Consider the following 22826-nt stretch of genomic DNA (forward strand, 5'->3'; position numbering starts at 1 on the left):
GGAAACGCTTACATACTTTTGCGTTTGTTAGCCTGTAAAAGTACCCACAAAATGAAGTCTTTCAACGGCGAAAGAAGGAAAATTGGGAAATCACCCACTTAAGAGCACCCTCCCGCAAGAAATCGGCCTGGAGAAGTGGGTGAATCAAGTAGCAGAGCTAACCCAGCCAGACCAAATTGTTTGGTGTGACGGCTCAGCTGCTGAGTATCAAGCTCTTTCACAAAAACTCGTTGATCGCGGTACCTTTATCCCGCTGAATCCAGCCAAGCGCCCGGAATCATTTTTGGCACGCACTGACCCGGCAGACGTTGCCCGAGTTGAAGAGCGCACCTTTATCTGTTCCGCTCAGCAGATTGATGCCGGCCCTACAAATAACTGGATGGCGCCGGATGAGATGAAAGACCTGTTGCTGCCTTTGTTTGCGGGCGCGATGCGTGGTCGAACGATGTACGTAATTCCTTTCTCGATGGGCCCAGTGAATTCGCCGCTGGCCCGTTTTGGTGTTCAGATCACCGATAGCGAGTACGTGGTTGTAAACATGCACCTGATGACCCGGGTTGATGTAGCGGTCTTTGAGCAAATTAGATCTGGTGCTAACTGGGTTGCCACCATGCACTCTGTTGGTGCGCCTAACGACAACAGTGTTTGGCCAAGTAACCCGGAAAAATACATTTCACACTTCCCTGACACTCTAGAAGTTTGGTCATTTGGATCCGGCTACGGCGGCAACGCCTTGCTGGGTAAGAAGTGCATGTCTTTGCGAATTGGTTCTGTGCTTGCTCGCCGCGAAGGTTGGTTGGCCGAGCACATGTTGATCATGCGGATGATTAGCCCGGAGGGTAAGAAGTTTCACTTCAGTGCGGCTTTTCCATCGGCTTGTGGAAAAACCAACCTGGCAATGTTGCAGCCAAGTATTCCCGGTTGGAAAGTTGAAACCCTTGGTGATGACATTGCTTGGATTGCCCAGGCGCCATCGGGGAAGCTTCGTGCAATTAATCCTGAGAACGGGTTCTTTGGCGTGGCCCCGGGAACCAGTGTTAAGACAAACCCGGTTGCTATGGAGCTGGTTGCTAAGCAAACCATTTTCACTAACGTGGCACTTACAGCTGACGGCGATGTTTGGTGGGAGGGAATGTCTAAAGAGGTGCCAGATGGTTTGACCAATTGGCGCGGTGAGCCACACGATAAAAATTCAGGCAAGCCTGCCGCTCACCCGAATGGCCGCTTCACATCTCCTGCGCGAAACTGCCCAACCATTTCAAGTGATTGGGACGACCCAGAGGGCGTTGAGCTAGATGCCATTATTTTTGGTGGTCGTCGTGCAAAAGATGTGCCTTTGGTGACTGAGGCATCTTCTTGGCAGCACGGTGTTTTTCTTGGTGCAACTATGGCCAGTGAGCAAACCGCTGCTGCCGAGGGCCCAGTTGGTGAAGTGCGTCGTGACCCATTTGCGATGCTGCCTTTCACCGGCTACAACATGGCTGATTACTGGAGGCACTGGCTGAGCTTTGCCGAGCGCGAGGGTGTGCAGCTGCCAAAGATCTTCCGAGTTAACTGGTTCTTGAAAAACGATGAGGGTCAATTTGTTTGGCCCGGTTTCAGCGAGAACGCTCGTGTGCTGCGCTGGATAGCCGAACGCTTGGATGGCAAAGTTGAGGCCAACGAAACGGCCATCGGTAATTTGCCAAACCTAGCCGATCTTGGTGTTGACGAGTTAGGCCTAGACGATGCCAGCAAGCAGCAACTGTTGGCCTGGAACAAAGATGCCGTGGTGAAGGATCTGGAATCTATTCAGCGCTACCTTGGTGCCTTTGGTGAACGCACCCCAGCCGAGCTAAAGATTGAAGCGGAATCACGTTTGGCGTCGCTTAGCCCAATGTGGGAGCAATCACTAACCGCGGCCGAGGCAATGGTGCCACTGATTGGCCGCCTGTACCGCAGCAATGGAGTGTTGTTGTCTGTGCACGGTCGAACGCTGATTAATCGCACACCGATTCAGTTGATCAAGGCCATGAAGTACGCCCGCCACATTGATGGTGAGCCGCTGGATATTCACCACGCACTGTCACTGATTAAGTTGCTTGACCGTATGGGGTTGGGCCCTGCATCAATTGACGTTGCCAGGATGCTGGCTAAGCAAAAGAGCTCAGGCCAGCAGTTGAACGAATTCGTTCGTGAAGAGTTGCGTGAGTTAGCCCAGATGGTTTCAATCATCACCGAGTCTGAGCGCGATGTTGTGCTCTACGGTTTTGGACGCATTGGCCGCCTGGTTGCAAGAATTTTGATTGCGCAAGACGGTGACCGCCGCGGTTTGAAGTTGCGTGCGATTGTTGTTCGCAAGGGTGCCGAAGATGACTTGACCAAGCGTGCAGGATTGCTTCGTCGTGATTCAGTGCACGGCATGTTTGAAGGAACCATCTCTATAAACGAGGAGCGCAATTCAATTATTGCCAATGGAAATGAAATACGAGTTATCTACTCGAATGATCCGGCAACAGTGGATTACGAAAGCTATGGCATCAACGATGCCCTGCTGATTGATAACACCGGTATCTGGCGTGACGAGGCCGGCCTGAGCCAGCACCTAAAGAGCAAGGGAATCTCAAAGGTTCTGCTTACCGCTCCGGGTCAAGGCAACTTGCCAAACGTGGTTTACGGTGTGAATCACAGCGAGATTACAGCCAATTCCAAAATCATCACGGCAGCTTCCTGCACCACAAACGCTATTGTTCCGGTGCTGAAAGTTTTGAACGATGCCTTTGGTGTAAACCATGGCCACGTTGAAACCGTGCACTCGTTCACCAACGATCAAAACCTGATTGACAACTACCACAAGGGTGATCGCCGAGGCCGCTCAGCGGTGTTGAACATGGTAATAACAGAAACCGGTGCGGCAAAGGCGGTTGCCAAAGCGCTTCCGGTTTTGGCCGGAAAGCTAACCGGTAATGCCATTCGCGTGCCAACCCCGGATGTGTCAATGGCCATTCTGAATCTGGACTTTGCACGTGATGTTTCGCGCGAGGAGCTAAACAAAGTCTTGATGAAGGCTGCGCAGAGTCCAGAAACCCGCAACCAGGTTGATTATGTTGAATCGCCAGAGGTTGTCTCTACGGACTTTGTTGGATCAAACCGTGCCGGAATCGTTGATGGTTTGGCAACGGTTGGTGAGGGAAATCACGGAGTTGTATACGTTTGGTACGACAACGAAAACGGTTACTCACACCAGGTTGCTCGCATCGCTGAGAAGATGATGCTGCAAGAGAGGCCGTCGTACCCCAGATAGTTTCTGGTTTCGCTTAGGAAATCTCAGAAGTTAGTCGCTCAACCAGTTCGGCATATTTGTCGGCTGTTTGGGCGACTATTTCTTTGGGTAGCTCAGGCGGAGTGCCTTGCTGATTCCAATTTTCGGCAAGCCAATTGCGAACGATTTGTTTGTCGAAAGAATCTTTTCTTTCACCACGATCCCAGGCCGCTTTGCTCCAGAACCTTGATGAGTCCGGGGTTAGCACTTCGTCACCCAAGGTAATCTCACCAGTTGCCGGGTCAATGCCAAATTCAAACTTGGTGTCGGCAAGAATCAGTCCGGCCTGTTCGGCAAGTTCAGATGCTCGGTTGAATACCTTGATGCTTAGGTTGCGAAGCGCGGTTGCGTTGTCTTCACCAATCAGTTTGATTACCCGCTCAAACGTAATGTTTTCGTCGTGCTCACCCATCGGTGCTTTGTAGGCGGGGGTGAAAATGGGTTCAGGAAGCTTCCCGCCAAAGTGCAAACCCTTAGGAAGTTTGATGCCACAGACTGTGCCATTGGCTTCGTATTCTTTCCAGCCGCTGCCGCTAATGTAACCGCGCACAACGCACTCGATTGGAAACATCTCAAGTTTTTTTGCGATGGTGCCACGACCTGCAACTTCTGCAGGAACTGCAATTTCATTACTGGTGTGATTTGGAACATCAAGACGATCGAACCACCAGTTGGTCAGGGTGGTTAGGTACTTGCCCTTGTTTGGGATTGCCGGTTCAAGTACGTGGTCAAAAGCGCTCACGCGATCTGAGGCAACAACCAAGATTAGGTGGGCAAGTTTTGGATCTTCTGATTCGTAAAGGTCGCGAACTTTGCCGCTATATGTGTGGGTCCAACCGCGAATTTCGATAGCCACTAGTTGCTAACTTTCGCCGCGATGTCTTTGCGATAGTGCGAACCCTGCAACTGAATCTTTTCAATTCCTGCGTATGCCTGGGCACGAGCGCCAGCAAAATCTTTTCCGGTTGCAACCACCGATAGCACTCGGCCGCCAGTGGCCATCAATACTTCTTCGCCATCCTTGTTTCCTGCAAACTGCGTAGCTGCATGACAGATTTCGATTCCGGTAGCTTCCGCTTCACCAAGTCCATAGAGCGGGCGGTTAGGTGCCGAGGTATCGGGGTAACCCTCTGATGCCAGCACCACGGTGATTGCAACGTCCTTGCTGAACTCTGGATCGCTCACACCTTCAAGGTGCCCGGTGGCTGCCTTGTAGAGCAAGTTACTCAGCGATGAGTTCAAGCGGCGAAGAACAACCTGGGTTTCCGGGTCACCGAATCGGGCGTTGAATTCAATCACGCGAATGCCGCGCTTGGTAATGATGAGCCCGCAGTAAAGCAGTCCAACAAAGGGTGCGCCAAGACGAGCCATTTCTTGAATTGTTGGCAGCGCAACTTTTTCTTCTACCTCTTCAACAAATCCTGCTGGCAACCAAGGCAGTGGTGAGTAGGCACCCATGCCTCCTGTGTTAGGACCTTCATCGTTGTCGTATGCGCGTTTGAAATCTTGCGCGGGGGTCAGCGGAACAACAGAGGTTCCATCAGATAAGAAGAACAATGAAACTTCTTGGCCATCAAGGAATTCCTCAACCAGGATTCCCATGGCAATAAATTTTTTGGCGTGATCAACGGCAGCATCGCGATCTGAGGTGACGATTACACCTTTACCGGCGGCCAGGCCATCTGCCTTAATTACGTATGGAGCACCAAAGTCATCCATCGCGCTGATTACTTCTTCAAGGGTGGTGCATTCACGAGCCATGCCGGTTGGCACACCTGCGGCTGCCATTACCTCTTTGGCAAAAGATTTTGAACCTTCAAGTTGCGCGGCCTCTTGAGATGGGCCGAACACTGCGATTCCCTCAGAGCGCAGAGCGTCTGAAACACCGGCAATCAACGGAGCCTCTGGGCCAATGATGGCAAGCTCGGTGCCGTGTTCAAGGGCAAACTTCACCACATCAAGTGGCAGGTTTGGGTTAAGGTTTGGCTCGCAGCGCACATCAAGAGCGATTCCCGCATTGCCCGGGGCCACGATGATGTCACTTGCCGGGGTGCCGGTGCGCACTAGAGCTTTTACAATTGCGTGCTCTCTGGCACCCTGACCCAAAACAAGTATCTTCACACGCTCAATGTTACTGGCAGGTAATTCTCAGGTTCATTTCTTAGCATCGCCGGTATGAGCGCATCTAAATCCAAACTTGGTTTCGTAGGTTTAGCACTTGTTGGTTCACTGACCCTATCGGGGTGCAGTATTCCGCTGCCGGACATTGGTCTTGCCGATATTCAGTCCGGAGTAGAGGACATTCAAAATCTTGCCAGCGGGGCCACCGAATTTTCGGCCAATGATTTGATGTATGCCCAGATGATGATCCCTCATCACGAGCAGGCGGTGGCCATGGCTGAGCTAGCCACCACAAGAACCTCTAACCCTGAGGTTTTGGCAATCGCCAAGAAGATCAAATCTGCTCAGGCCCCGGAAATTGCCGTGATGGCAGCTTGGCTGGGTGGTAAGGCTGCCGAGCTGCACTCCGGGCATGACATGCCTATGAATGGAATGATCTCAGGCGCTCAATTTGAGGAACTCAAGAACTCTGTTGATGACACGTTCGACAGCCTGTTTGTGAAGTATATGATTGCCCACCACGAGGGGGCAATTGAAATGACTCAGGGCATTTTGGAGTCAGAGAACATCATCGTGAAGAAGTTTGGTGAAAAGGTGGTCAAAGACCAGACCGCAGAAATTGCCGAACTAAAGAAGATTCAGGGCTAGTCGAGCATTTGCCATGGCACACTGGGGTCATGGCCAGACGCAGAATCAAACAACCCGATGGTGCCGCGGCGATTGCTGCCGTAAGGGCATCGGGGTTGGATTCGGCCGATGAGGAAACCCTGGCCACTGCCAGCCGATACCTATTAGAAGAATTGGCCGAGCGTGCTCCCGGAAACAGCGTGGAAGTGCGCGTGCCTCCTTATGGGGCAACCCAGTGCATCGAGGGTCCGCGGCACACCCGCGGCACCCCGCCCAACACCGTTGAAATGAACCCCGATACCTGGTTCGCGCTGGCAACCGGTGAGCTGAGCTGGTCGCAGGCGCTCGCCGAAGCCAAGGTTCTGGCCTCAGGAACCCGGGCCGACCTGTCGGAAGTTTTGCCTCTTTTTTAGTGTTGGATTGTGACATGGCTCAAACACCAGAGAAAAAGACAATCATCAAGACCCAGCAGGTCAAGATTCGCCGCTCACCTAAGTACTTGCCGTTCCTGATTACCGGGGCGGTTATCGGTGTGATTGTTGCGGTTATTTTGGGACTTACTATTCCGGCTGAGTCTCGCACTGCGGAGCCAATTGTGACCTACCTGATTGGCTATTTGGGCGCGATTGGAGCGGCCCTGGGAATTGTGACCGCGGTGGTTGTGGACCGCATTGGGGTGGCCCGGGCCAAGACCCTTGAGGCCACTAAACTAGAGGGGTAAACACCGCTCCCACCACAACCCAAAGGATTCACCTTGCTTCGTGGCGATGGAAAACTGAATCTCGATATTGCAGTCAGCGATAGCGACAAAGCACCGCAAGATCAATGTGGCGTATTCGGCGTCTGGGCCCCGGGTGAAGAAGTTGCCAAGCTAACTTTCTTTGGTCTTTACTCTCTGCAGCACCGCGGGCAAGAATCCGCCGGTATCGCCACCTCTGATGGCAAAAAGATTTTGGTCTACAAAGATATGGGATTGGTCTCGCAGGTTTTTTCTGAGTCTGCGTTGGAATCACTAGTTGGTCACATTGCAGTTGGCCACAACCGATACTCGACAACCGGCGCATCGCACTGGCGAAATGCGCAACCAACTCTTGGTCGCACCTCGGCCGGAACAATTGCGTTGGCACACAACGGAAACCTAACCAACACCGCAGATTTGTTGGACATGTTGAAGGAACGCTATCCGGATCAGGGAACCAACGAGATCACCGGTGGAAACACAACTGACACCGCGGTGCTAACCGCATTGATGGCCGGCGATCTTGATCACACACTTGAAGCAACCGCTCTTGAACTTCTTCCGAAGGTTAAGGGCGCTTTTTGTTTGGTGTTCATGGATGAGCACACACTTTATGCAGCGCGTGACCCGCAGGGTGTTCGCCCGTTGGTGCTTGGTCGTCTTGAGCGCGGCTGGGTGGTTGCATCTGAAACCGCAGCGCTAGATATTGTTGGTGCAAGTTTTGTGCGCGAGGTTGAACCTGGCGAGCTAATTGCAATTGACGAAAACGGTTTGCGATCTACTCGTTTTGCTGAGGTCAAGCGCGCCGGTTGCGTTTTTGAATACGTTTACCTGGCACGACCTGACACCTCAATCAACGGTAAGAACGTTTACGACGCTCGCGTTGAGATGGGTCGCACACTTGCTCGCGAATACCCGGTTGAGGCTGACCTAGTTATTCCAACTCCTGAGTCTGGAACCCCGGCAGCCATTGGTTACTCGCAGGAATCTGGAATTCCTTTTGGTCACGGGCTAGTCAAGAACGCCTACGTTGGCCGAACCTTTATTCAGCCATCACAAACCATTCGCCAGCGTGGTATTCGCTTAAAGTTGAATCCGCTGAAAGAAGTTATTCAGGGCAAGCGCATCATCGTGATTGACGACTCAATCGTGCGCGGCAACACTCAGCGCGCACTGGTGCAAATGTTGCGCGAGGCCGGAGCCGCCGAGATTCACGTGCGCATTTCTTCGCCGCCAATCACCTGGCCTTGCTTCTACGGAATTGACTTTGCGACTCGCGCCGAATTGATTGCAACCGGTATTGGTGTCGATGACGTGCGTCAGTCCATCGGTGCTGATTCTCTTGGTTACTTGACCAAAGACGGCATGGTTGCGGCAACCGGTCAGCAAGAGCGCGAACTTTGCACCGCGTGTTTCACCGGCAAGTACCCAATTGAGTTGCCGATGGCGGATCGTCTTGGCAAGAACTTGCTTGAAAAAGGCGTGGCCAGTATTCCAGGAGAGAGCGTTCACCTACATGACTAATGCCTATGCAGCATCTGGCGTAGACACAGAAGCCGGCGACCTAGCCGTAGAACTTATGAAGCGCGCGGTTGGCGCAACTCACAACGACCTAGTGATGGGTGGCCTTGGTGGCTTCGCCGGCATGATGGACGTTTCGTTTCTGAAAAAGTATGACCGCCCGCTGTTGGCAACCAGCACCGATGGTGTTGGCACCAAGGTTGCAATCGCTCAGGCAATCGACAAGCACGACACCATTGGCCAAGATCTAGTTGGCATGGTGGTTGATGACATCGTTGTGGTTGGCGCGAAGAGTTTGTTCATGACCGATTACATTGCCTGCGGAAAAGTTGTGCCAGAGCGCATTGCAGATATCGTTCGCGGAATTGCCGAAGCATGTAGCGCGGTTGGTGTTGCACTGGTTGGTGGCGAGACCGCCGAGCACCCGGGACTACTTGGTGTTGACGATTACGACGTTGCCGGAGCCGCAGTTGGTGTGGTTGACGCAGCTAAGTTGCTTGGACCACAGAACGTTCGCGTTGGTGACGTTGTGCTTGGCATGGAGTCTTCTGGTTTGCACTCAAATGGTTACTCGCTGGTTCGCAAGATCGTGAGCGACAGCGGACTGGATTACAAGAAGAATGTTTTGGAATTTGGCGACCGCTCGCTTGGCGAGGTTTTGCTTGAGCCAACCAAGCTTTACACCGGTGTTTTGAATTCACTTTTGGAATCTGATCTCGGCAGTGCGGTGCACGCGATGAGTCACATCACCGGCGGAGGAATCGCGGCCAACATTGCGCGCGTATTGCCGCAGGGTGTTGCGGTTGATATTCACCGATCCACCTGGACCCCGCACGAGGTTTTCCAAGTGTTAGCCGGCTGGGGCAAGTTCTCACTAGAGAGCGTTGAGTCAACTTGGAACCTTGGCCTAGGCCAGGCAGTTGTGGTTGATGCGGCCAAGGCCGATGAAGTTGCCGCCGCACTTACCAAGCTTGGTGTGCACACCTGGACTCTTGGAGAAATTGAAGCAGCCCCGGCAGACTTGTCTACTTACGTGCAGGGTGCCAAGGGTGTTGACGGCGGAGCCGTTCGCCTAGTCGGAGAATACAAGTAACTAGTACAGGCTTCTTACGCTGGTTAATCGGTGTAGAAGTTAACTTGGCCGCGCACCCAAACAGTCACCTTCATGCCCAGCTCTGGTGCAAAGGGTCCATTGGCTCTGGCCTGAATCACAAGCGTAGGCAACTTAACCTCAACCAGCGCATCGTGACCAAAGTACTGGCGGCCAATCACCTCGCCATCACCATTTGGATTTGGCTGCAGGTAGAAATTCTCTGGCCTGATTGCAACTCGGCCGGTAGCGCCATTGACCACTTTGTTAAGTGGGGTTAGCAGACCAAGGTCCGTCACGATTTTTTCGTTCTCAATCACACCGTTGATAATCACCGAATCACCCAAGAAGGTGGCCATTTCAATATCTGTTGGTGACTGATAGATCTCGCTTGGGTTTCCAATCTGGGCAAACTCACCATCGCGCAAAATCGCCACGCGGCTTGCCATTGAAAGCGCCTCTTCTTGATCGTGGGTCACCATGATGGCGGTGATGCCAGCCTTGGCAATAACTTTGCGCACGTCTTCGCGAAGGCGCACGCGGAGTTCGGCATCAAGTGAGGAAAAAGGCTCGTCAAGCAGAATCAAATCTGGTTTGGGTGCTAGCGCACGGGCAAGAGCCACGCGGTGGCGCTGACCGCCCGATAGTTCGTGTGGCATCCGCTCTTCAAATCCCACCAGGTCAACCAGTCGCAAGAGTTCTGTTACTCGGGCTGATCGCTCGGTGGCGCTGAGCTTGGTCAAACCAAATTCAATATTTTTAGATACCGATAGGTGAGGGAATAGAGCTGCATCCTGCGGCACAAAACCAACCCGTCGTTCCTCGGCAAGCACGTTGATGCCCTTGCCAAAGACCACGCGGTTATTGATGTGAATTTCGCCAGAGTCGGGTGAGTCAAAGCCAGAGATTAATCTGAGCAGCGTGGTCTTACCCGAACCGCTGCTGCCGAGAACCGCCAGAAATTCTTTTTCGTGCACATCTAGGTTCAGATTAGAAAGTACAGGCTGACCGGCGAAGGTCTTATTAACCGATTGAAGCGAAAGCACAACAGGCACTATTCACGCTCCATTCTTTGGTTAATTTCAAAGCGCACGCTCTGGCGAACTTGTCGATTCAATAGCCACGCAGGAATTCCGGCTACAACTACCAAAAGTAATGCATACGGAGCAGCGGCGGCATAGGCCGATACAGAGGTCTCATTCCAGAGGCGGGTGGCCAGTGTTTCAACACCGGTCTCTCTAAGCAGCAACGTTGCCGGTAGTTCCTTCAAGACTGCAAGCGATACCAGGGCGGCTCCGGCCAAGATCCCTGGGCCAGCTATTGGAATCAGCACTCTTCTTATTGTGTCTAGACGAGAGGCGCCAAGGCTTGCTGCAACTTCATCTAGCGAGCGTGGCACCTGACTGATTGGAGTTTGCATGGCCGCGATGGCGTTGGGTAAGAACAGAATCAGATAGGCAATCAAAACCAAAACACTGGTCTGGTAAATCTGCGGAAGTAGGCGATTGCTTAGGAACACTAGTGACAGCGCAACCACGATTCCCGGCACCGCGTGAGTTACCCAAATGGTGCGATCAAAAATCAAAGAGAGCCTTGAGCGAAATCTAACGGTGAGCAAGGAAATTGCCACACCAAAAATAATTGCAATCACACCACCGGCAAAGGCATAGCTCAGTGAATTTGCCAGTGCTCGTGAAATCTCGTCGATGTCAACTTGTGATAGACCGATTTGAGTTGCTCTAAAAAGACTGAATGCCGGAAGCAACAGACTCATGCCGGTCCAGAGGGCAACGAATGCAAAAGCTAACGGCTGAAGTTTGCCAAGTTGAATGAGTGAGGTTCGGCGAGTACGGCCATCGGTTGGTAAATTTTTGCCGCGCAGGGTTGGTTCCACAATTAGCAGGGCAATCGTTAGCACCACAAGAATGACCGCAAGGCTGGCGGCCCCCGAGCGATCAAAGCTGGATCGGTAGGCACTGTAGATGGCACGGGTGAAGGTGTCAAAGCTCAGAATGGAAACCGCACCAAAATCGCTAAGTGCATAGAGGGCAGAAAGCATTGCGCCAGAAACCGCCGCGGGTCTAACCGCAGGCCAGGTTACCCGGCGAAAGACGTTCCACTTTCCGGCACCAAGTGAGCGAGCAACTTCTTCTGTTGCGGCGTCTGTGCGCACCAGAGTTGCCGAAACCGCCAGGTAAACATATGGCGCGGTGCCGATGGTGAGCACCAACCAAGAAGCGGCGAATCCCTTGAAGCCAGGGAAAAGGGCTGTGAAGGTATACGCAGTCACATAACTTGGCATGGCCAGCGGCAGCGCGGCCAGAATTGCAAAAAGCGAGCGGCCCCTGATGGTGGTGCGCACACTTAGCCAGGCCTGCAGGCTGCCGATAATTACCGCCGACACGGAAACGCAAACGGCTAACAGCAATGAGTTGCCAAGTAGTTCAAAACTTCTTGGTCGCAAAACGTTGGCAAGGAACTTGTCAAAACCAAAATCAGACAGCCGCACCAATAGATAGGTAACCGGAGCCAGTGAAATCAAAACGGCAACAACCGCCAGCACCACTAAGAGTGCCGGTGGTCGTTGCCGAAGTGAATTTTTCAGAATTAACTTTCTAGTCGGTCAGTCCGGCGTCGCGAATTAATTCAAGTGTCTTGGCTAGCGGAGCCAATGCACTCAGGTCAATCTTTGCGGCCGGAAGATCTTTCAAAGCTGGCAAATTGTCCTGGGCTGGAATACCAGTCAGTGAATACTCGGCGGTCTTTTCAACGAAGTAGGTTTGAGCGGTTTCGCTAAGTAGCCATTTTGCAAAAGTCTGAGCCTCTGGCTTATCACTCAAAACCCCAATGCCCGCCACGTTGATTAGGTTTCCGGCGTCGCCCGCTTGGAACCAAGCCATCTTTGAGGTCATCTTGTCTTCGCCAACTTCGGCAGCGCGCTCGTACCAGTAGTAGTGGTTGATTAGGCCCGCTTGAATTTGCCCGGTTTCAACGGCCTCAAGAATCTGACCATTCTTTTCAAAAAGCACGGCGTTGGTCTTCATGGCTTTCAACCAAGCGGCGGTGGCGTCGTCACCCTTGAGCACACGCATTGCGGTCACCGCAGACTGGAACGAAGCGTTGGTAGGTGCAATGCCAATCTTTCCTTTCCAGCGCGGGTCGGCAAGATCAAAAATGGACTTTGGTAAATCAGCCGCACTGACCTGCTTTGGATCATATGAAAAAACTCGACTACGGCCAGAGACACCTACCCAGGTGTTATCTGCTGAGCGATACTTGGCATCAACTAAATTGCTGATGTCTGGGTTGATGGTCTTGAAGGCCCCAGCCTCAGCTACTGCGCCAAGGGCGCCGGCATCCTGTGAGAAAAATACGTCAGCCTGGACGTTGTTGCCCTCTTCAAGAATTTGTGCCGCCAACGATGCGGAATCTGAGTAGCGCACTTCAACGCCTATTCCAGTTTCCTTCGTGAAATCTTTGAGTAGATCTGCAATTAGATCTTCTGAGCGACCCGAGTAAACCGTTATGGTTGCTTCTCCGGTGGTGGGGGTGGTTTCTTTTGCGCAACCGGTAAGGGTGGCTGCTGCGAGTGTTGCCGCTAGGGCAAGGGCGCCAATTTTTAGGGCGCGCTTAGATGCGATATTCAATTTATTCCTTCAGTTTCGTACTGGATGGTAATTCCAGCCGTCTGTTGTATTGACCCGATTGAGTCACTTCAAAAATAAGCCAAATACTCCGATAGAACAAGGGTTAATTAGCTTGAGCGACGTGATTTGAGTCGAAGTGACGATCAATTCCCAACATGCGCTTGAGGCCCAGCTTGGTTACCAGCCACATTGCCTCTAAAACTATAAATTTGCTCATTTTTGAGACACCATGTTCACGTTCAACGAAGGTGATTGGTACTTCTTTGATGCTTGCACCGATGCGTTCGCATTTGCGAGTCATTTCAACTTGAAAGGAATATCCGTGAGCGGCTAAATCTTCTAGGTGCAGTCGCTCAATTAATTGCGCCTGATAGACCCGGAATCCTGCCGTCATATCTTTAATCTTTGAGCCCAACATTAATTTGGCATAGGCGTTGCCCCCGCGCGAAAGAGCCAGGCGATAAGCCGGCCAGTTCTGCACGCTGCCACCAAAAACCCAGCGAGAACCGATCACCAGTTCGTGCGCATTTGCCTCGGCGATTAATTTTGGTAGATCCTCAGCTCGATGACTGCCATCGGCATCCATCTCAACCAGGTAATCAAATTTTTGTTTTAGGCCCCAATCAAATCCCGCCTTGTATGCGTTGGCTAATCCGGTCTTGGCAGTTCGGTGCAGCACGCTGATTTGATTATTGGCAGCAGAAAGTTGGTCGGCAACTGCGCCGGTGCCATCGGGGCTGGCATCATCAACGATCAACAGGCTCACCCCAGGGTTGTGCTTGAAGAGCTCGGTCACCGAGTGCTCAAGGTTCATTGCCTCGTTGTAGGTCGGCATGATTACCAGTGTCTTCACATTTTGAGTCTACTTTTTAGGATTTGTGCTGCACAGCGCAGCCCCATTTGGGTGGGCTCGTGGGGTGCTGTAAATTGGTCAGTAATGTCTAAACACCTAAAAGTCGCCATAATTGGCGCCGGTCCGGCCGGTATCTACGCGGGAAATATCCTGAAAAATCAGCACCCCGATGTTGAAATCGACCTATTTGATTCGCTACCTGCGCCCTACGGTTTGATTCGCTACGGAGTTGCTCCGGATCACCCACGAATCAAGGGAATCGTCAACTCGCTGCACGAAATGTTGGCCGAGGGCACGATTCGTTTTTACGGCAACGTGACTTTTGGTACCGATTTACACCTAAAAGATATTCGCGAGCACTATCACGCGGTGATTTTTGCGACCGGTGCAATTAAAGATGCTCAGCTAAACATTCCGGGAATTGAACTTGACGGTTCATACGGTGCAGCGGATTTTGTTTCTTGGTACGACGGCCACCCAGACTACCCACGCACCTGGCCGCTGGTGGCTAAAGAAGTTGCCGTGCTCGGCAACGGAAACGTGGCCCTAGATGTTGCGCGCGTGCTTGCCAAACTGCCAGATGACATGCTGAGCACAGATATCCCTGCCAACGTTTATGAGGGACTCAAGAATTCACCGGTCACCGATGTGCACGTCTTTGGACGTCGCGGACCAGCAAGCATTAAATTCACACCGATTGAATTGCGCGAACTTGGTGAAGTTAAAGATGTTGACATTGTGGTTTACGAAGAAGACTTTGCCGCGCTGCCTGGCAAAGACTCCTGGTTTGATGAAGATGCCGAGGGCGTTACCAATCAGCACAAGGTGATGGCGCGAATCATGAATGAGTGGCGTGAGCGTGAACTAACCGGCGCACCGAGACGACTACACCTGCACTTCTGGCACAAGCCGGTTGAAGTTCTTGGCACCGATGGAAAAGTTTTTGGCATGAAGTTTGAGCGCACAGCAGATGCTGGCGCAGGCGCAATTTCACACACCGGTGAATTCCGTGAATACGCGGTGCAGGCTGTTTACCGTGCGATTGGTTACTTTGGTTCGGAGTTGCCAGGAATTCCGTTTGATGAAAAGTACGGTGTGATTCGCAACGATGGTGGTCGCGTAGTTGATGAGCACGGCAAGCGCATTACCGGAATGTACGCAACCGGTTGGATTAAGCGCGGACCCGTTGGTCTGATTGGTCACACCAAATCGGATGCCATGGAAACAATTGCAAACTTGGTTTCGGATATTGAAACCCTGGTTGACCCAACTGAGGAAAGCGTTCTAACCAAACTCATTGAACGCGGTGTTGAATACACCGATTGGTCTGGCTGGTTAAAGTTGAACGAACACGAACTCTCTCTCGGCGCAGCCGACACCTCACATGTTGATCGCGAGCGCGTGAAAGTTGTTGACCGCGATGAGCAAGTCAAAATCAGCCGCAGCTAACTCAGCTTTCCTGGCTTAAATATTTTTCTCGTAAATCACAAATTCTGACTTGGTTGCCAAAGCGTCATAAAGTCTCTGCGCAGTGGTGTTGTCTCGATGAGTTTGCCAATAGAGTTTTTTCGCTCCACGCTCTTTGCCAAAGTTTGCGGTGGCTTCAATCAACGCCCGGCCAAATCCCTGGCCACGCACACTTGGGTCAACGAACAGATCCTCTAGGTACAGGTCTTGATTTTGGCTCCAGGTTGAATGAGTGAAAGATGCGTGGGCGATTCCAACAATTTGTTCGTCAACCTCAAGCACCAAACCGTAAATTTCGTAATCGGGATTGGTCAAACGGTCAAAAGTTATTTGGGTTTGTTCTTCGGATAGTTGGTGCTGGTAGAAAACCAGGTACTGGTCCCAGAGTGGGCGCCACTGCGGGTAGTCGGTTTTACTTAACGCGCGAGTCTTCATCAGACTCTTCATCCTCGTCTTGAGTTTCCTCGTCAGCGTCGCTGTCTTCTGGGTAGAGGTCTGCCCACTTGTCGACATACTGGTCATCGGTGTCTGACGGGTGTCCGATTTCCTTTTCAAGCGCAGTTAGGTCAGTGCTTGGGCTGAAGTACTTCAGCTCGCGAGCCACCTTGGTGTGCTTGGCTTTTTGACGGCCACGACCCATGTCGAGCCCCCTAACGAATGATTGAGCGCGCAAAACACGCTGGAAACATAAGAAATCTAACGCCTATTTTAGCAGTCAGGTTGCCAGAGCTTGCCCAAGCAGCACAGCTGTGGATGAAAGCACCAGGTTGGTCAAAATGTTCAAAAGCCCCTGGGCCAGCCGACCGCGACGCATAAATTCAACCGTTTGAGCCGCAAAGCTACTGAAGGTTGACAGACCCCCGGCTAGGCCAGTGATCAAGATGATGGCCCAAAAAAAGTTTTGGCTGCTGGCCATTACGCCCACCAAAAAAGAGGCGGCCACGTTGCCGGCAAGGATTCCCCAGGGCAATTTACCCTGCCACTTGCCCATATAGAGGCGAAGCACCGATCCAATGCCGCCGGCAATCGCCACTGCAAAAATCAACAGCACAAATTCCAGGCTCATTTGGTGTCACCTTCCAAACGATTTTTGGAACGTGAAATCACAAAGGCAAACCAATAGGCGCCAAGTCCAAGACCGGTGATGAGCAATGTTCCAACAATTGCAACCCAGCCGATGCCCTGAGTGTAGAGAACAATCAGTGCCGCAAAACTACTCATGGTGGTGAAGCCGCCGGCAAAGCCAACTTTCCAGAGCGCGTTCAGGGTATCGGTGTCGTATTTTTTATTGCCATTGAGCCAACCGATAAGAGCTGCACCAGCCAGGTTTACAAAAACGATCGAAGGCAAATCACCAAAGGTAAAAAACAAAACGAAACGGATCAACGTGCCAAGCGCCCCACCTAAAAAGGTAAGGCGAATGGTCGTGCTGTTGATTTGCATGGTTACTCGGCGTCAGCCTTAGTTTCTGGCTTTGCCTTTGCACGAGTCTTGCGGACTCCGGCAACTTCTTTTGACTTTGTGCCCAGGTTGTAGGTTGAGGCAAGACCAAGCAGCAAGAAGAAAGCTGCGGCCCAACCGGTTGCCTTCATGCCATCGGTGAATCCATCGGCTGCGGCTACGGTTACCTGGTTTGCAACATCCTGAGGCATGCCCTGTGAAGTTAGGAACTGTGGAATTGCAATGATCGCGGCACCGGCAGAGTCGGCAACTGGTCCGGCAATCTGCTCGGCAATTATTTGACGAGTTGGTTCGTCAACGACTGACAATCCTGGCAGGTCAACAATGCGAGTCTCGATTGAGGCCTGGGTAGAGGTGAAAAGTACGGTACCCAAAACTGCAATGCCGAGTGCCGAACCAATCTGACGAACGGTTGACTGCGAACCTGAAGCCTGGCCGGTTTTTTCCAGTGGCACATCAACCATGATCACGCCGGTTAGCTGCGCGGTGGCCAATCCAATTCCAATTCCGTAAATTGCTAGGAATGGCGCGATGCCTTGCCAGCCACCAGATGTTGACGCAATAAACGCGATTCCGGCAACGGCAATCAGTTCTAGAAATACACCGATGCGAACGGCATTAGTTGCAGAAAGTTTTCCGCTTAGTGCACCGCCAACTGCAGAGGCTAGGAATGCTCCACCGGCAAGCCACAGCAAGACGAGCCCAGATGAAATTGCGCTGAGTCCCTGAACGTTCTGCAACCAAAGTGGAATCGCGAAGAGCAAACCAAACTCACCCATTGAGATGATTCCCGCGGCAATCGAACCGTTTCTAAAAGAAGCGATGCCGAACAGGCCGAGGTCAAGAATTACATTTTTCTGAGCCTTCTCGCGTGAGCGTTCCCAAAGAACAAACAGCACGGTTGAAATTACGAAGATGGCTAGCGATACCGGAATCACAGAGATGCCGGTGGTTGGCCACTTGAAGTCACCAATCGCAAACTGGTTTGCCGGGTTCACGTTCCACCAGCCGTAGGCACGACCCTCAATCAGACCAAAAACCAGGGTAGAGAACATGATTACCGAGATGCCGGCACCAACCCAGTCAATTCGACCCTCGCGCTGCGCTTGCTTTGATTCGGTAGCAAAAATCAAAAGACCGATGATGATGATTAGCCCAAGCGGAGCGTTGATGTTAAAAGCCCAGCGCCAATCAAAATCGGTGGCAAGCCAACCGCCAAGCACCGGACCAACCGCAACCATTCCACCGATGGTTGAACCCCAAACCGCAAATGCGATTCCACGTTCTTTGCCTTGGAAGGTTGCGTTTACCAGTGACAGCGTGGTTGGTAGCACCATCGCGCCACCAACACCTTGAGCGATGCGAGCCAAAATCATTGTTGAGGCATCGGTAGAGAAACCAGCCCAAATTGAAGCCAGGGTAAAAATGAAAATACCGATAATCAAAAGCTTGCGGCGACCAATGCGGTCACCGATTGTTCCCCAGACCAAAAGCAGTGATGCAAAGACCAGCACGTAGCTTTCCTGCACCCACTGGACCTCTGTTGAACTTAGTTTCAGATCGGCGATGATTGACGGAAAAATTGTGTTGACGATGGTTCCGTCAATGATGACGAGTGAAATCGCCATGGAAATAAAGACAAGACCGATCCAACGGTTTGGGGTTTTAGACATAGCCTCAGACTACCGGCTGAGTTGAGCCTTTCTTAGGCCAAAGCAAGCAAAAGGCTGGCACTTAGAGTCAGCGCAATGCCAATCTTCTGAGTGGTGGCCACGTGTTCTTTCAGCACCAGGCGAGCCAAAAGGATTGTGCCCAGCGGGTATAGCGCGGTAAGCACACCAACAACCGTGAGCGCACCGGTGCGTGAGGCCAGCGTGAAGAAAATATTTGCACCGGCATCTAAGGCGCCGGCCGCCATGATGGTCAAGAAAATCTTTGAGGTGATTGGCCCGTGTTCTGCTCGACCAAAACTTCCTGCCTTAATTTTGCGATTACGCAACACAGTAATTAGCACCACTGACCCAAGCAAAATTGCCGCAGTGGTGCGCATCACGATTATGGGTGCGATTCCAGAGTCGTGCGGAGACCTAGCCAGGCTGGTCACCGCGATTCCGATTCCGGTACCGGCGATGATTGCCAAAAGAATTGCTCGTGGCTTTGGCATTTGCACAATCTCACCGTTTTTTGATGTTGGTGGCACGAAACCCACCAGCACCACGGCAATCAGTGCAATCGCAATTGCCACCCAGCCGATTGCCGAAAAACTTTCGCCTAGCAGACTAACCCCGATGATTGCCGGAACGATTGCCGACACCAGCGCACCCAGTGGCGAGATGATTGAGATTGGCCCAAGTGCCAGCGAGGCGTAAAGCGCTAAGAGTGCAACAACTGAGCTAAGCCCGCCCATTAGCCCCCAGAAGAAAGCCTGCTCAGAGAAATCACCGCCCATAAATGGCAACAGCAAAACCAAAACCATGAGGCCAGACATTGAGGCCAGAGCGGTAACCGTGACCACTCGAATTTGGCGTGAGGCAATCGCCGCAAAAAAGTCAGCGGCACCGTAGGTCACGGCAGTGAGTAATCCCAGGATCGCGGTGATCATTTTGGTTTTGACTAGATGGTGCTTGCGTCAATCACAAAGCGGTAGCGCACATCGGCGGCCACTACACGATTCCAAGCGGCATCGATAGTCGCTGGGTCAGTTGCGTCGAGCATTTCAACTGAGGCGCCGATTTTGTGTTTCGCGGCAAAATCCAACATCTCTTGAACTTCAATCTGGCCCCCAACCTGTGAACCACTGATTGAACGGCGGTTTCCGGTAACGCTAAATACGTTGAAGCTTTGGCTATCAACTGGCAGACCAACAAACACGAGTGCGCCATCAAGCTTGATCATGCCCAGCAGTGAATCAACAGGAATGTCTGCGCTGGTGGTGTTCAAAATGAAATCAAATTTATTCTTTAGGTCAACAAAAGTTTGCTGGTCTGAGGTTGAGCGATAGTCAACCGCACCAAAAGAAAGCGCATCTTCTTTTTTACTGAGCGAGTGACCAAGCACGGTTACCTCGGCGCCAAGTGCAACGGCAAACTTAACTGCAAGGTGACCAAGACCACCCATGCCAAGAATCGCAACCTTTTTACCCGGTCCAGCTTTCCAGTGCTTCAATGGCGAGTAAACGGTAATACCTGCGCAAAGCAGTGGCGCGCATTCGGCAAGGTTTACGCCATCGGCAATGTGCAGCACGAAGTGTTCATCGGTGACAATTTCTTTTGAATAGCCGCCGTACTCAACGTCACCGTTGTATGCGTATCCGTTGTAGGAACCAACCGGACCCTTCTCGCAGTAGCTCTCAAGATTTGATTTGCAGGCATCGCATTCGCGACACGAATCAACAAAAACTCCCACGCCAACGGTTTGACCAATTTTGAACTTGGTTACCTGGTCACCTACTTCAATAACCTCACCGATAATTTCGTGGCCCGGCACCATTGGGAAAATATCGTTGCCCCATTCGCTGCGTGCTTGGTGGACATCGGAGTGGCAAATGCCGGAATAGCTAATTGCAATTCGAACATCTTTGGCGCGCACCGCACGGCGCTCAATGGTGCCCTTAGTAATAGGTGCATTGGCCTGGTTAATTAGAAGCGCATTAGTTGTGGTCATGGGTTCAGCCTAAGCCGAGGCGAGTTCAAATAAGTACCCGGTTAGGCGAACCCGGATAAAGCAAAACCCTCTCCGAAGAGAGGGCTTACTTGTGGCTCCGACCGGCATCGATCCGGTGACCTAACGATTTTCAGTCGTTCGCTCTACCAACTGAGCTACAGAGCCTCGAGCAGTTACCTGCCCGATTTACTAAAAGCCCCTCTAATGAAGGGCTTTAGTAAAGCGATCCTGACGGGACTTGAACCCGCGACCTCCGCCGTGACAGGGCGGCGCTCTAACCAACTGAGCTACAGGATCTAGTTGCTACTAGCCATCTATTGGTGACCCCAACGGGATTCGAACCCGTGCTACTGCCGTGAAAGGGCAGCGTCCTAGGCCACTAAACGATGGGGCCTACAAAGAGATACTTCATAGCACCAAGAGCCAAGAATACTGGGTGAGATGGCCGATGGCAACCCGAGAATCATTCACAGGTAGCCTTCAGCCTCTTATAAAGGGGCGCGTGTTAGTTTCGAAACTATGACAATCCGTGTTTCTCGCGCCCTGATCGCTGCATTTGCGGTCTCTGGGCTGATTTTCACCGGTTTGACCGTGGCCCCTTCTTTTGCGGTGCCCAGCTATCCGTCGGCTGCCGAGGTAGCTGCCGCCAAAAATAATGTGACCAAAAAGAAGGCGATGATTGCGCGGCTTGAAAAAATCATTGCCGACCTTGCCGCCGAAGCCGCCGACCTGGGTCGCACCGCTCAGATAAAAGGTGAGACATTTAACCAGGCCCAAGAAAAAGTAGACATTATTTCTGCCAGGGTAAACAGTTTGCAGTCGCAGGCTGACGCCGCAAATGCCGCAGCCGATGAAGCGCAGGCACAGCTTGGCAAGATTGCCGCGCAGATGCAAAAAGATGGTGCCACCGGCGGAACCGCCATGACTCTGTTTTTGAATTCCGGTGAAGCAGACAACTTGCTTTACCAACTTGGCGCACAAGAAAAAGTTGCCCAGCAGTCAGATGTGATTTACCGCCGCTCGATTGAGAAGCAACAGTATGCGCAATCGGTGACCGATGAACTTAATGTTGCCAAAAAAGAATTAGCAGCAACCGCCGCAATTGCCAAGGCCGCTTTCGTTGAAGCGCAAAACGCAGCGAACGCGGTGCAGGCAAAAGTAGATGAAAACAATCGTCTAAACAAAACTTTCTACGGCCAACTTGCTAGCTTGCGAAACACCGCTGCCGATCTTGAGCGTCAACGTGCGGAGGGTCTTGCTGCCGAAGCGCGACAGAACGCTGGCAAGACAATGCCAACCGCGCCAGAACTTTATGATGTTGGTCCGGCAAATGCTGCAAAGGTTGATGGCGCATTCGCATTTGCCAAGCAACAACTTGGTGAGCGTTACGTACTTGGCGGAATGGGGCCAGATGTTTGGGACTGTTCCGGAATCACCAAGGCATCGTATGCAGCAGTAGGTGTTTACATTGGTACGCACTCGGCAACCAATCAGTTCCGCACCATGGCTTATGCCAAGAAGCTGATTCCGTTGCAGCAAGCGGTGAGCGGTGACCTGATGTGGTACACCGAGTCCAGTTCTTTTGACGGCGATAAATATCACGTAGTGCTCTACATGGGTGGTGGCATGATGCTTGAGTCGCCGAACCCAGCGCGAACCGTGCGAATTGTTCCGCTTCGCTACGGTGAACTTTTCCCATACGCTGGGCGACCAACCGCAAACTAATTTAGGCAGCAAAAAGTACTCACACAAAGACTGAAGGGTCCCCACTGGGGACCCTTCTTTCAAAAAACTTAATCGACACCAGTGGCGGCTTCGATTAGAGCGTCCTAGTGGCCGCTCTCGAATCTCGCGTACGCCTCTTTGATTAGACGCTCAGCAACATCTTTACCCTGCCACTCGCCAACCTTTACCCACTTGCCCGGCTCTAGATCTTTGTAGTGCGAGAAGAAGTGATGCAGTTCTTTCTTTAGCTGCTCAGGAACGTCGTTGATGTCCTGGATGTGTGCGTAGCGAGGGTCCTTGGTCTGCACGCAGATAACCTTTTCGTCGATGCCCCCATCGTCTTCCATGGGAAGCACGCCAACCGGGCGAACATCAACAACCACACCGGGGAACACCGGGAACTCAAGAATTACCAGCGCGTCTAGTGGGTCGCCATCGCCACCCAGGGTCTTATCGAAGAAACCGTAGTCAATTGGATAAACAAAAGGAGTGAATAGAACGCGGTCGAGGTGCACGCGACCGGTCTCGTGATCAACTTCGTACTTATTGCGTGATCCGCGAGGAATTTCAATTACTGCTTCGTAACCCATGGGTCTCCTAAATAGGCTTAT

At 52.1% G+C, this 22826-nt stretch carries 22 protein-coding genes and 3 tRNA genes; 8 read left to right on the top strand and 17 right to left on the bottom strand.

Features of this window, described 5'->3' with window-relative positions; genetic code table 11:
• The first annotated feature begins 82 nt into the window (after nucleotides 1-82).
• Entirely contained in the window at nucleotides 83-3283 is a 3201-nt protein-coding gene (locus RHOLA_RS07505) for a phosphoenolpyruvate carboxykinase (GTP) (protein WP_084321295.1), read from the top strand.
• Nucleotides 3284-3296: 13 nt separating this feature from the next.
• Here RHOLA_RS07505 and RHOLA_RS00670 read toward each other — a convergent pair whose 3' ends face one another.
• Both RHOLA_RS00670 and purD read right to left on the bottom strand, forming a co-directional pair.
• Nucleotides 3297-4157 carry a phosphoribosylaminoimidazolesuccinocarboxamide synthase gene (locus RHOLA_RS00670; protein ID WP_038501669.1) on the bottom strand — a complete coding sequence of 287 codons (861 nt, stop codon included), beginning with the start codon at nucleotides 4155-4157 and terminating at the stop codon, nucleotides 3297-3299.
• Nucleotides 4157-5422 carry a phosphoribosylamine--glycine ligase gene (gene purD / locus RHOLA_RS00675; protein ID WP_038501671.1) on the bottom strand — a complete coding sequence of 422 codons (1266 nt, stop codon included), beginning with the start codon at nucleotides 5420-5422 and terminating at the stop codon, nucleotides 4157-4159. Before purD ends, RHOLA_RS00670 begins: the two co-directional genes overlap by 1 nt.
• A 54-nt stretch (nucleotides 5423-5476) precedes the next feature.
• Between purD and RHOLA_RS00680 the strand changes: the two genes are divergently transcribed.
• From RHOLA_RS00680 to purM, 5 genes are read left to right on the top strand one after another with little or no spacing between them, the layout of a single operon-like run.
• Nucleotides 5477-6070, top strand: coding sequence for a DUF305 domain-containing protein (locus RHOLA_RS00680; RefSeq protein ID WP_051636139.1), 594 nt, complete (start codon nucleotides 5477-5479; stop codon nucleotides 6068-6070).
• A gap of 29 nt (nucleotides 6071-6099) precedes the next feature.
• Entirely contained in the window at nucleotides 6100-6462 is a 363-nt protein-coding gene (locus RHOLA_RS00685; protein ID WP_038501673.1) for a sterol carrier family protein, read from the top strand.
• 14 nt (nucleotides 6463-6476) lie between these two features.
• Nucleotides 6477-6770, top strand: coding sequence for a hypothetical protein (locus RHOLA_RS00690; protein WP_038501675.1), 294 nt, complete (start codon nucleotides 6477-6479; stop codon nucleotides 6768-6770).
• 33 nt (nucleotides 6771-6803) lie between these two features.
• Entirely contained in the window at nucleotides 6804-8312 is a 1509-nt protein-coding gene (gene purF, locus RHOLA_RS00695) for an amidophosphoribosyltransferase (protein ID WP_038501677.1), read from the top strand.
• Nucleotides 8305-9402: a phosphoribosylformylglycinamidine cyclo-ligase gene (gene purM / locus RHOLA_RS00700; protein WP_038501679.1), complete on the top strand. Its 1098-nt coding sequence runs from the start codon at nucleotides 8305-8307 to the stop codon at nucleotides 9400-9402. Before purF ends, purM begins: the two co-directional genes overlap by 8 nt.
• Before the next feature lie 23 nt (nucleotides 9403-9425).
• Here purM and RHOLA_RS00705 read toward each other — a convergent pair whose 3' ends face one another.
• The 4 genes from RHOLA_RS00705 to RHOLA_RS00720 all read right to left on the bottom strand — a co-directional run bounded on the left by RHOLA_RS00705 (nucleotide 9426) and on the right by RHOLA_RS00720 (nucleotide 13899).
• Nucleotides 9426-10454, bottom strand: coding sequence for an ABC transporter ATP-binding protein (locus tag RHOLA_RS00705; RefSeq protein WP_051636140.1), 1029 nt, complete (start codon nucleotides 10452-10454; stop codon nucleotides 9426-9428).
• Entirely contained in the window at nucleotides 10454-11965 is a 1512-nt protein-coding gene (locus tag RHOLA_RS00710) for an ABC transporter permease (protein WP_051636141.1), read from the bottom strand. Before RHOLA_RS00710 ends, RHOLA_RS00705 begins: the two co-directional genes overlap by 1 nt.
• Nucleotides 11966-12014: 49 nt before the next feature.
• Complete coding sequence (locus RHOLA_RS00715) at nucleotides 12015-13046, bottom strand: iron ABC transporter substrate-binding protein (RefSeq protein ID WP_038501681.1); 1032 nt, start codon at nucleotides 13044-13046, stop codon at nucleotides 12015-12017.
• 103 nt (nucleotides 13047-13149) lie between these two features.
• Entirely contained in the window at nucleotides 13150-13899 is a 750-nt protein-coding gene (locus tag RHOLA_RS00720) for a polyprenol monophosphomannose synthase (RefSeq protein ID WP_038501683.1), read from the bottom strand.
• Nucleotides 13900-13983: 84 nt separating this feature from the next.
• On the opposite strand from RHOLA_RS00720, the gene RHOLA_RS00725 reads away from it, so the two are divergent.
• Nucleotides 13984-15348, top strand: coding sequence for an FAD-dependent oxidoreductase (locus tag RHOLA_RS00725; RefSeq protein ID WP_038503559.1), 1365 nt, complete (start codon nucleotides 13984-13986; stop codon nucleotides 15346-15348).
• A gap of 15 nt (nucleotides 15349-15363) precedes the next feature.
• Here RHOLA_RS00725 and RHOLA_RS00730 read toward each other — a convergent pair whose 3' ends face one another.
• The 10 genes from RHOLA_RS00730 to RHOLA_RS00775 form a co-directional block, all read right to left on the bottom strand.
• Nucleotides 15364-15813, bottom strand: coding sequence for a GNAT family N-acetyltransferase (locus RHOLA_RS00730; protein WP_038501685.1), 450 nt, complete (start codon nucleotides 15811-15813; stop codon nucleotides 15364-15366).
• The gene (locus RHOLA_RS00735) at nucleotides 15779-16006 is read right to left on the bottom strand and encodes a DUF3073 domain-containing protein (RefSeq protein ID WP_038501687.1); all 228 of its coding nucleotides are present in this window, start codon (nucleotides 16004-16006) and stop codon (nucleotides 15779-15781) included. Before RHOLA_RS00735 ends, RHOLA_RS00730 begins: the two co-directional genes overlap by 35 nt.
• 75 nt (nucleotides 16007-16081) lie before the next feature.
• Nucleotides 16082-16432 (bottom strand): fluoride efflux transporter FluC, encoded by a 351-nt coding sequence (locus RHOLA_RS00740; protein ID WP_051636143.1) that lies wholly within the window; start codon nucleotides 16430-16432, stop codon nucleotides 16082-16084.
• The gene (locus RHOLA_RS07015; protein ID WP_051636144.1) at nucleotides 16429-16809 is read right to left on the bottom strand and encodes a fluoride efflux transporter FluC; all 381 of its coding nucleotides are present in this window, start codon (nucleotides 16807-16809) and stop codon (nucleotides 16429-16431) included. Before RHOLA_RS07015 ends, RHOLA_RS00740 begins: the two co-directional genes overlap by 4 nt.
• Before the next feature lie 2 nt (nucleotides 16810-16811).
• Nucleotides 16812-18500 (bottom strand): MFS transporter, encoded by a 1689-nt coding sequence (locus RHOLA_RS00750; RefSeq protein WP_038501689.1) that lies wholly within the window; start codon nucleotides 18498-18500, stop codon nucleotides 16812-16814.
• A gap of 32 nt (nucleotides 18501-18532) precedes the next feature.
• Complete coding sequence (locus tag RHOLA_RS00755) at nucleotides 18533-19429, bottom strand: EamA family transporter (protein WP_038501692.1); 897 nt, start codon at nucleotides 19427-19429, stop codon at nucleotides 18533-18535.
• 11 nt (nucleotides 19430-19440) lie between these two features.
• Entirely contained in the window at nucleotides 19441-20490 is a 1050-nt protein-coding gene (locus tag RHOLA_RS00760; protein WP_038501694.1) for an NAD(P)-dependent alcohol dehydrogenase, read from the bottom strand.
• 92 nt (nucleotides 20491-20582) lie between these two features.
• A tRNA-Phe gene (locus tag RHOLA_RS00765) sits at nucleotides 20583-20655 on the bottom strand.
• 58 nt (nucleotides 20656-20713) lie between these two features.
• Nucleotides 20714-20787: transfer RNA gene (locus tag RHOLA_RS00770), tRNA-Asp, on the bottom strand.
• 21 nt (nucleotides 20788-20808) lie between these two features.
• Nucleotides 20809-20884 (bottom strand) — tRNA-Glu (locus RHOLA_RS00775).
• 125 nt (nucleotides 20885-21009) lie between these two features.
• Between RHOLA_RS00775 and RHOLA_RS00780 the strand changes: the two genes are divergently transcribed.
• Nucleotides 21010-22215 carry a C40 family peptidase gene (locus RHOLA_RS00780; protein WP_038501696.1) on the top strand — a complete coding sequence of 402 codons (1206 nt, stop codon included), beginning with the start codon at nucleotides 21010-21012 and terminating at the stop codon, nucleotides 22213-22215.
• 104 nt (nucleotides 22216-22319) lie between these two features.
• Here RHOLA_RS00780 and RHOLA_RS00785 read toward each other — a convergent pair whose 3' ends face one another.
• A complete protein-coding gene (locus RHOLA_RS00785) occupies nucleotides 22320-22805 on the bottom strand; it encodes an inorganic diphosphatase (protein WP_038501698.1) in 486 nt (161 codons plus the stop codon).
• Between the last annotated feature and the right edge of the window lie 21 nt (nucleotides 22806-22826).

This window comes from Rhodoluna lacicola (assembly GCF_000699505.1).
GTDB classification, from domain to species: Bacteria; Actinomycetota; Actinomycetes; order Actinomycetales; family Microbacteriaceae; genus Rhodoluna; species Rhodoluna lacicola.

Bases quoted from the DNA above. Each gene is read 5' to 3' on its own strand.
- RHOLA_RS00680 (WP_051636139.1), top strand. From the start codon at position 5,477: ATGAGCGCATCTAAATCCAAACTTGGTTTCGTAGGTTTAGCACTTGTT.
- RHOLA_RS00750 (WP_038501689.1), bottom strand. From the start codon at position 18,500: ATGTCTAAAACCCCAAACCGTTGGATCGGTCTTGTCTTTATTTCCATG.
- RHOLA_RS00735 (WP_038501687.1), bottom strand. From the start codon at position 16,006: ATGGGTCGTGGCCGTCAAAAAGCCAAGCACACCAAGGTGGCTCGCGAG.
- RHOLA_RS00785 (WP_038501698.1), bottom strand. From the start codon at position 22,805: ATGGGTTACGAAGCAGTAATTGAAATTCCTCGCGGATCACGCAATAAG.
- RHOLA_RS00730 (WP_038501685.1), bottom strand. From the start codon at position 15,813: ATGAAGAGTCTGATGAAGACTCGCGCGTTAAGTAAAACCGACTACCCG.
- purM (WP_038501679.1), top strand. From the start codon at position 8,305: ATGACTAATGCCTATGCAGCATCTGGCGTAGACACAGAAGCCGGCGAC.
- RHOLA_RS00780 (WP_038501696.1), top strand. From the start codon at position 21,010: ATGACAATCCGTGTTTCTCGCGCCCTGATCGCTGCATTTGCGGTCTCT.
- RHOLA_RS00760 (WP_038501694.1), bottom strand. From the start codon at position 20,490: ATGACCACAACTAATGCGCTTCTAATTAACCAGGCCAATGCACCTATT.
- RHOLA_RS00740 (WP_051636143.1), bottom strand. From the start codon at position 16,432: ATGAGCCTGGAATTTGTGCTGTTGATTTTTGCAGTGGCGATTGCCGGC.
- RHOLA_RS00725 (WP_038503559.1), top strand. From the start codon at position 13,984: ATGTCTAAACACCTAAAAGTCGCCATAATTGGCGCCGGTCCGGCCGGT.
- RHOLA_RS00685 (WP_038501673.1), top strand. From the start codon at position 6,100: ATGGCCAGACGCAGAATCAAACAACCCGATGGTGCCGCGGCGATTGCT.
- RHOLA_RS00755 (WP_038501692.1), bottom strand. From the start codon at position 19,429: ATGATCACCGCGATCCTGGGATTACTCACTGCCGTGACCTACGGTGCC.
- RHOLA_RS00690 (WP_038501675.1), top strand. From the start codon at position 6,477: ATGGCTCAAACACCAGAGAAAAAGACAATCATCAAGACCCAGCAGGTC.
- RHOLA_RS07015 (WP_051636144.1), bottom strand. From the start codon at position 16,809: ATGCAAATCAACAGCACGACCATTCGCCTTACCTTTTTAGGTGGGGCG.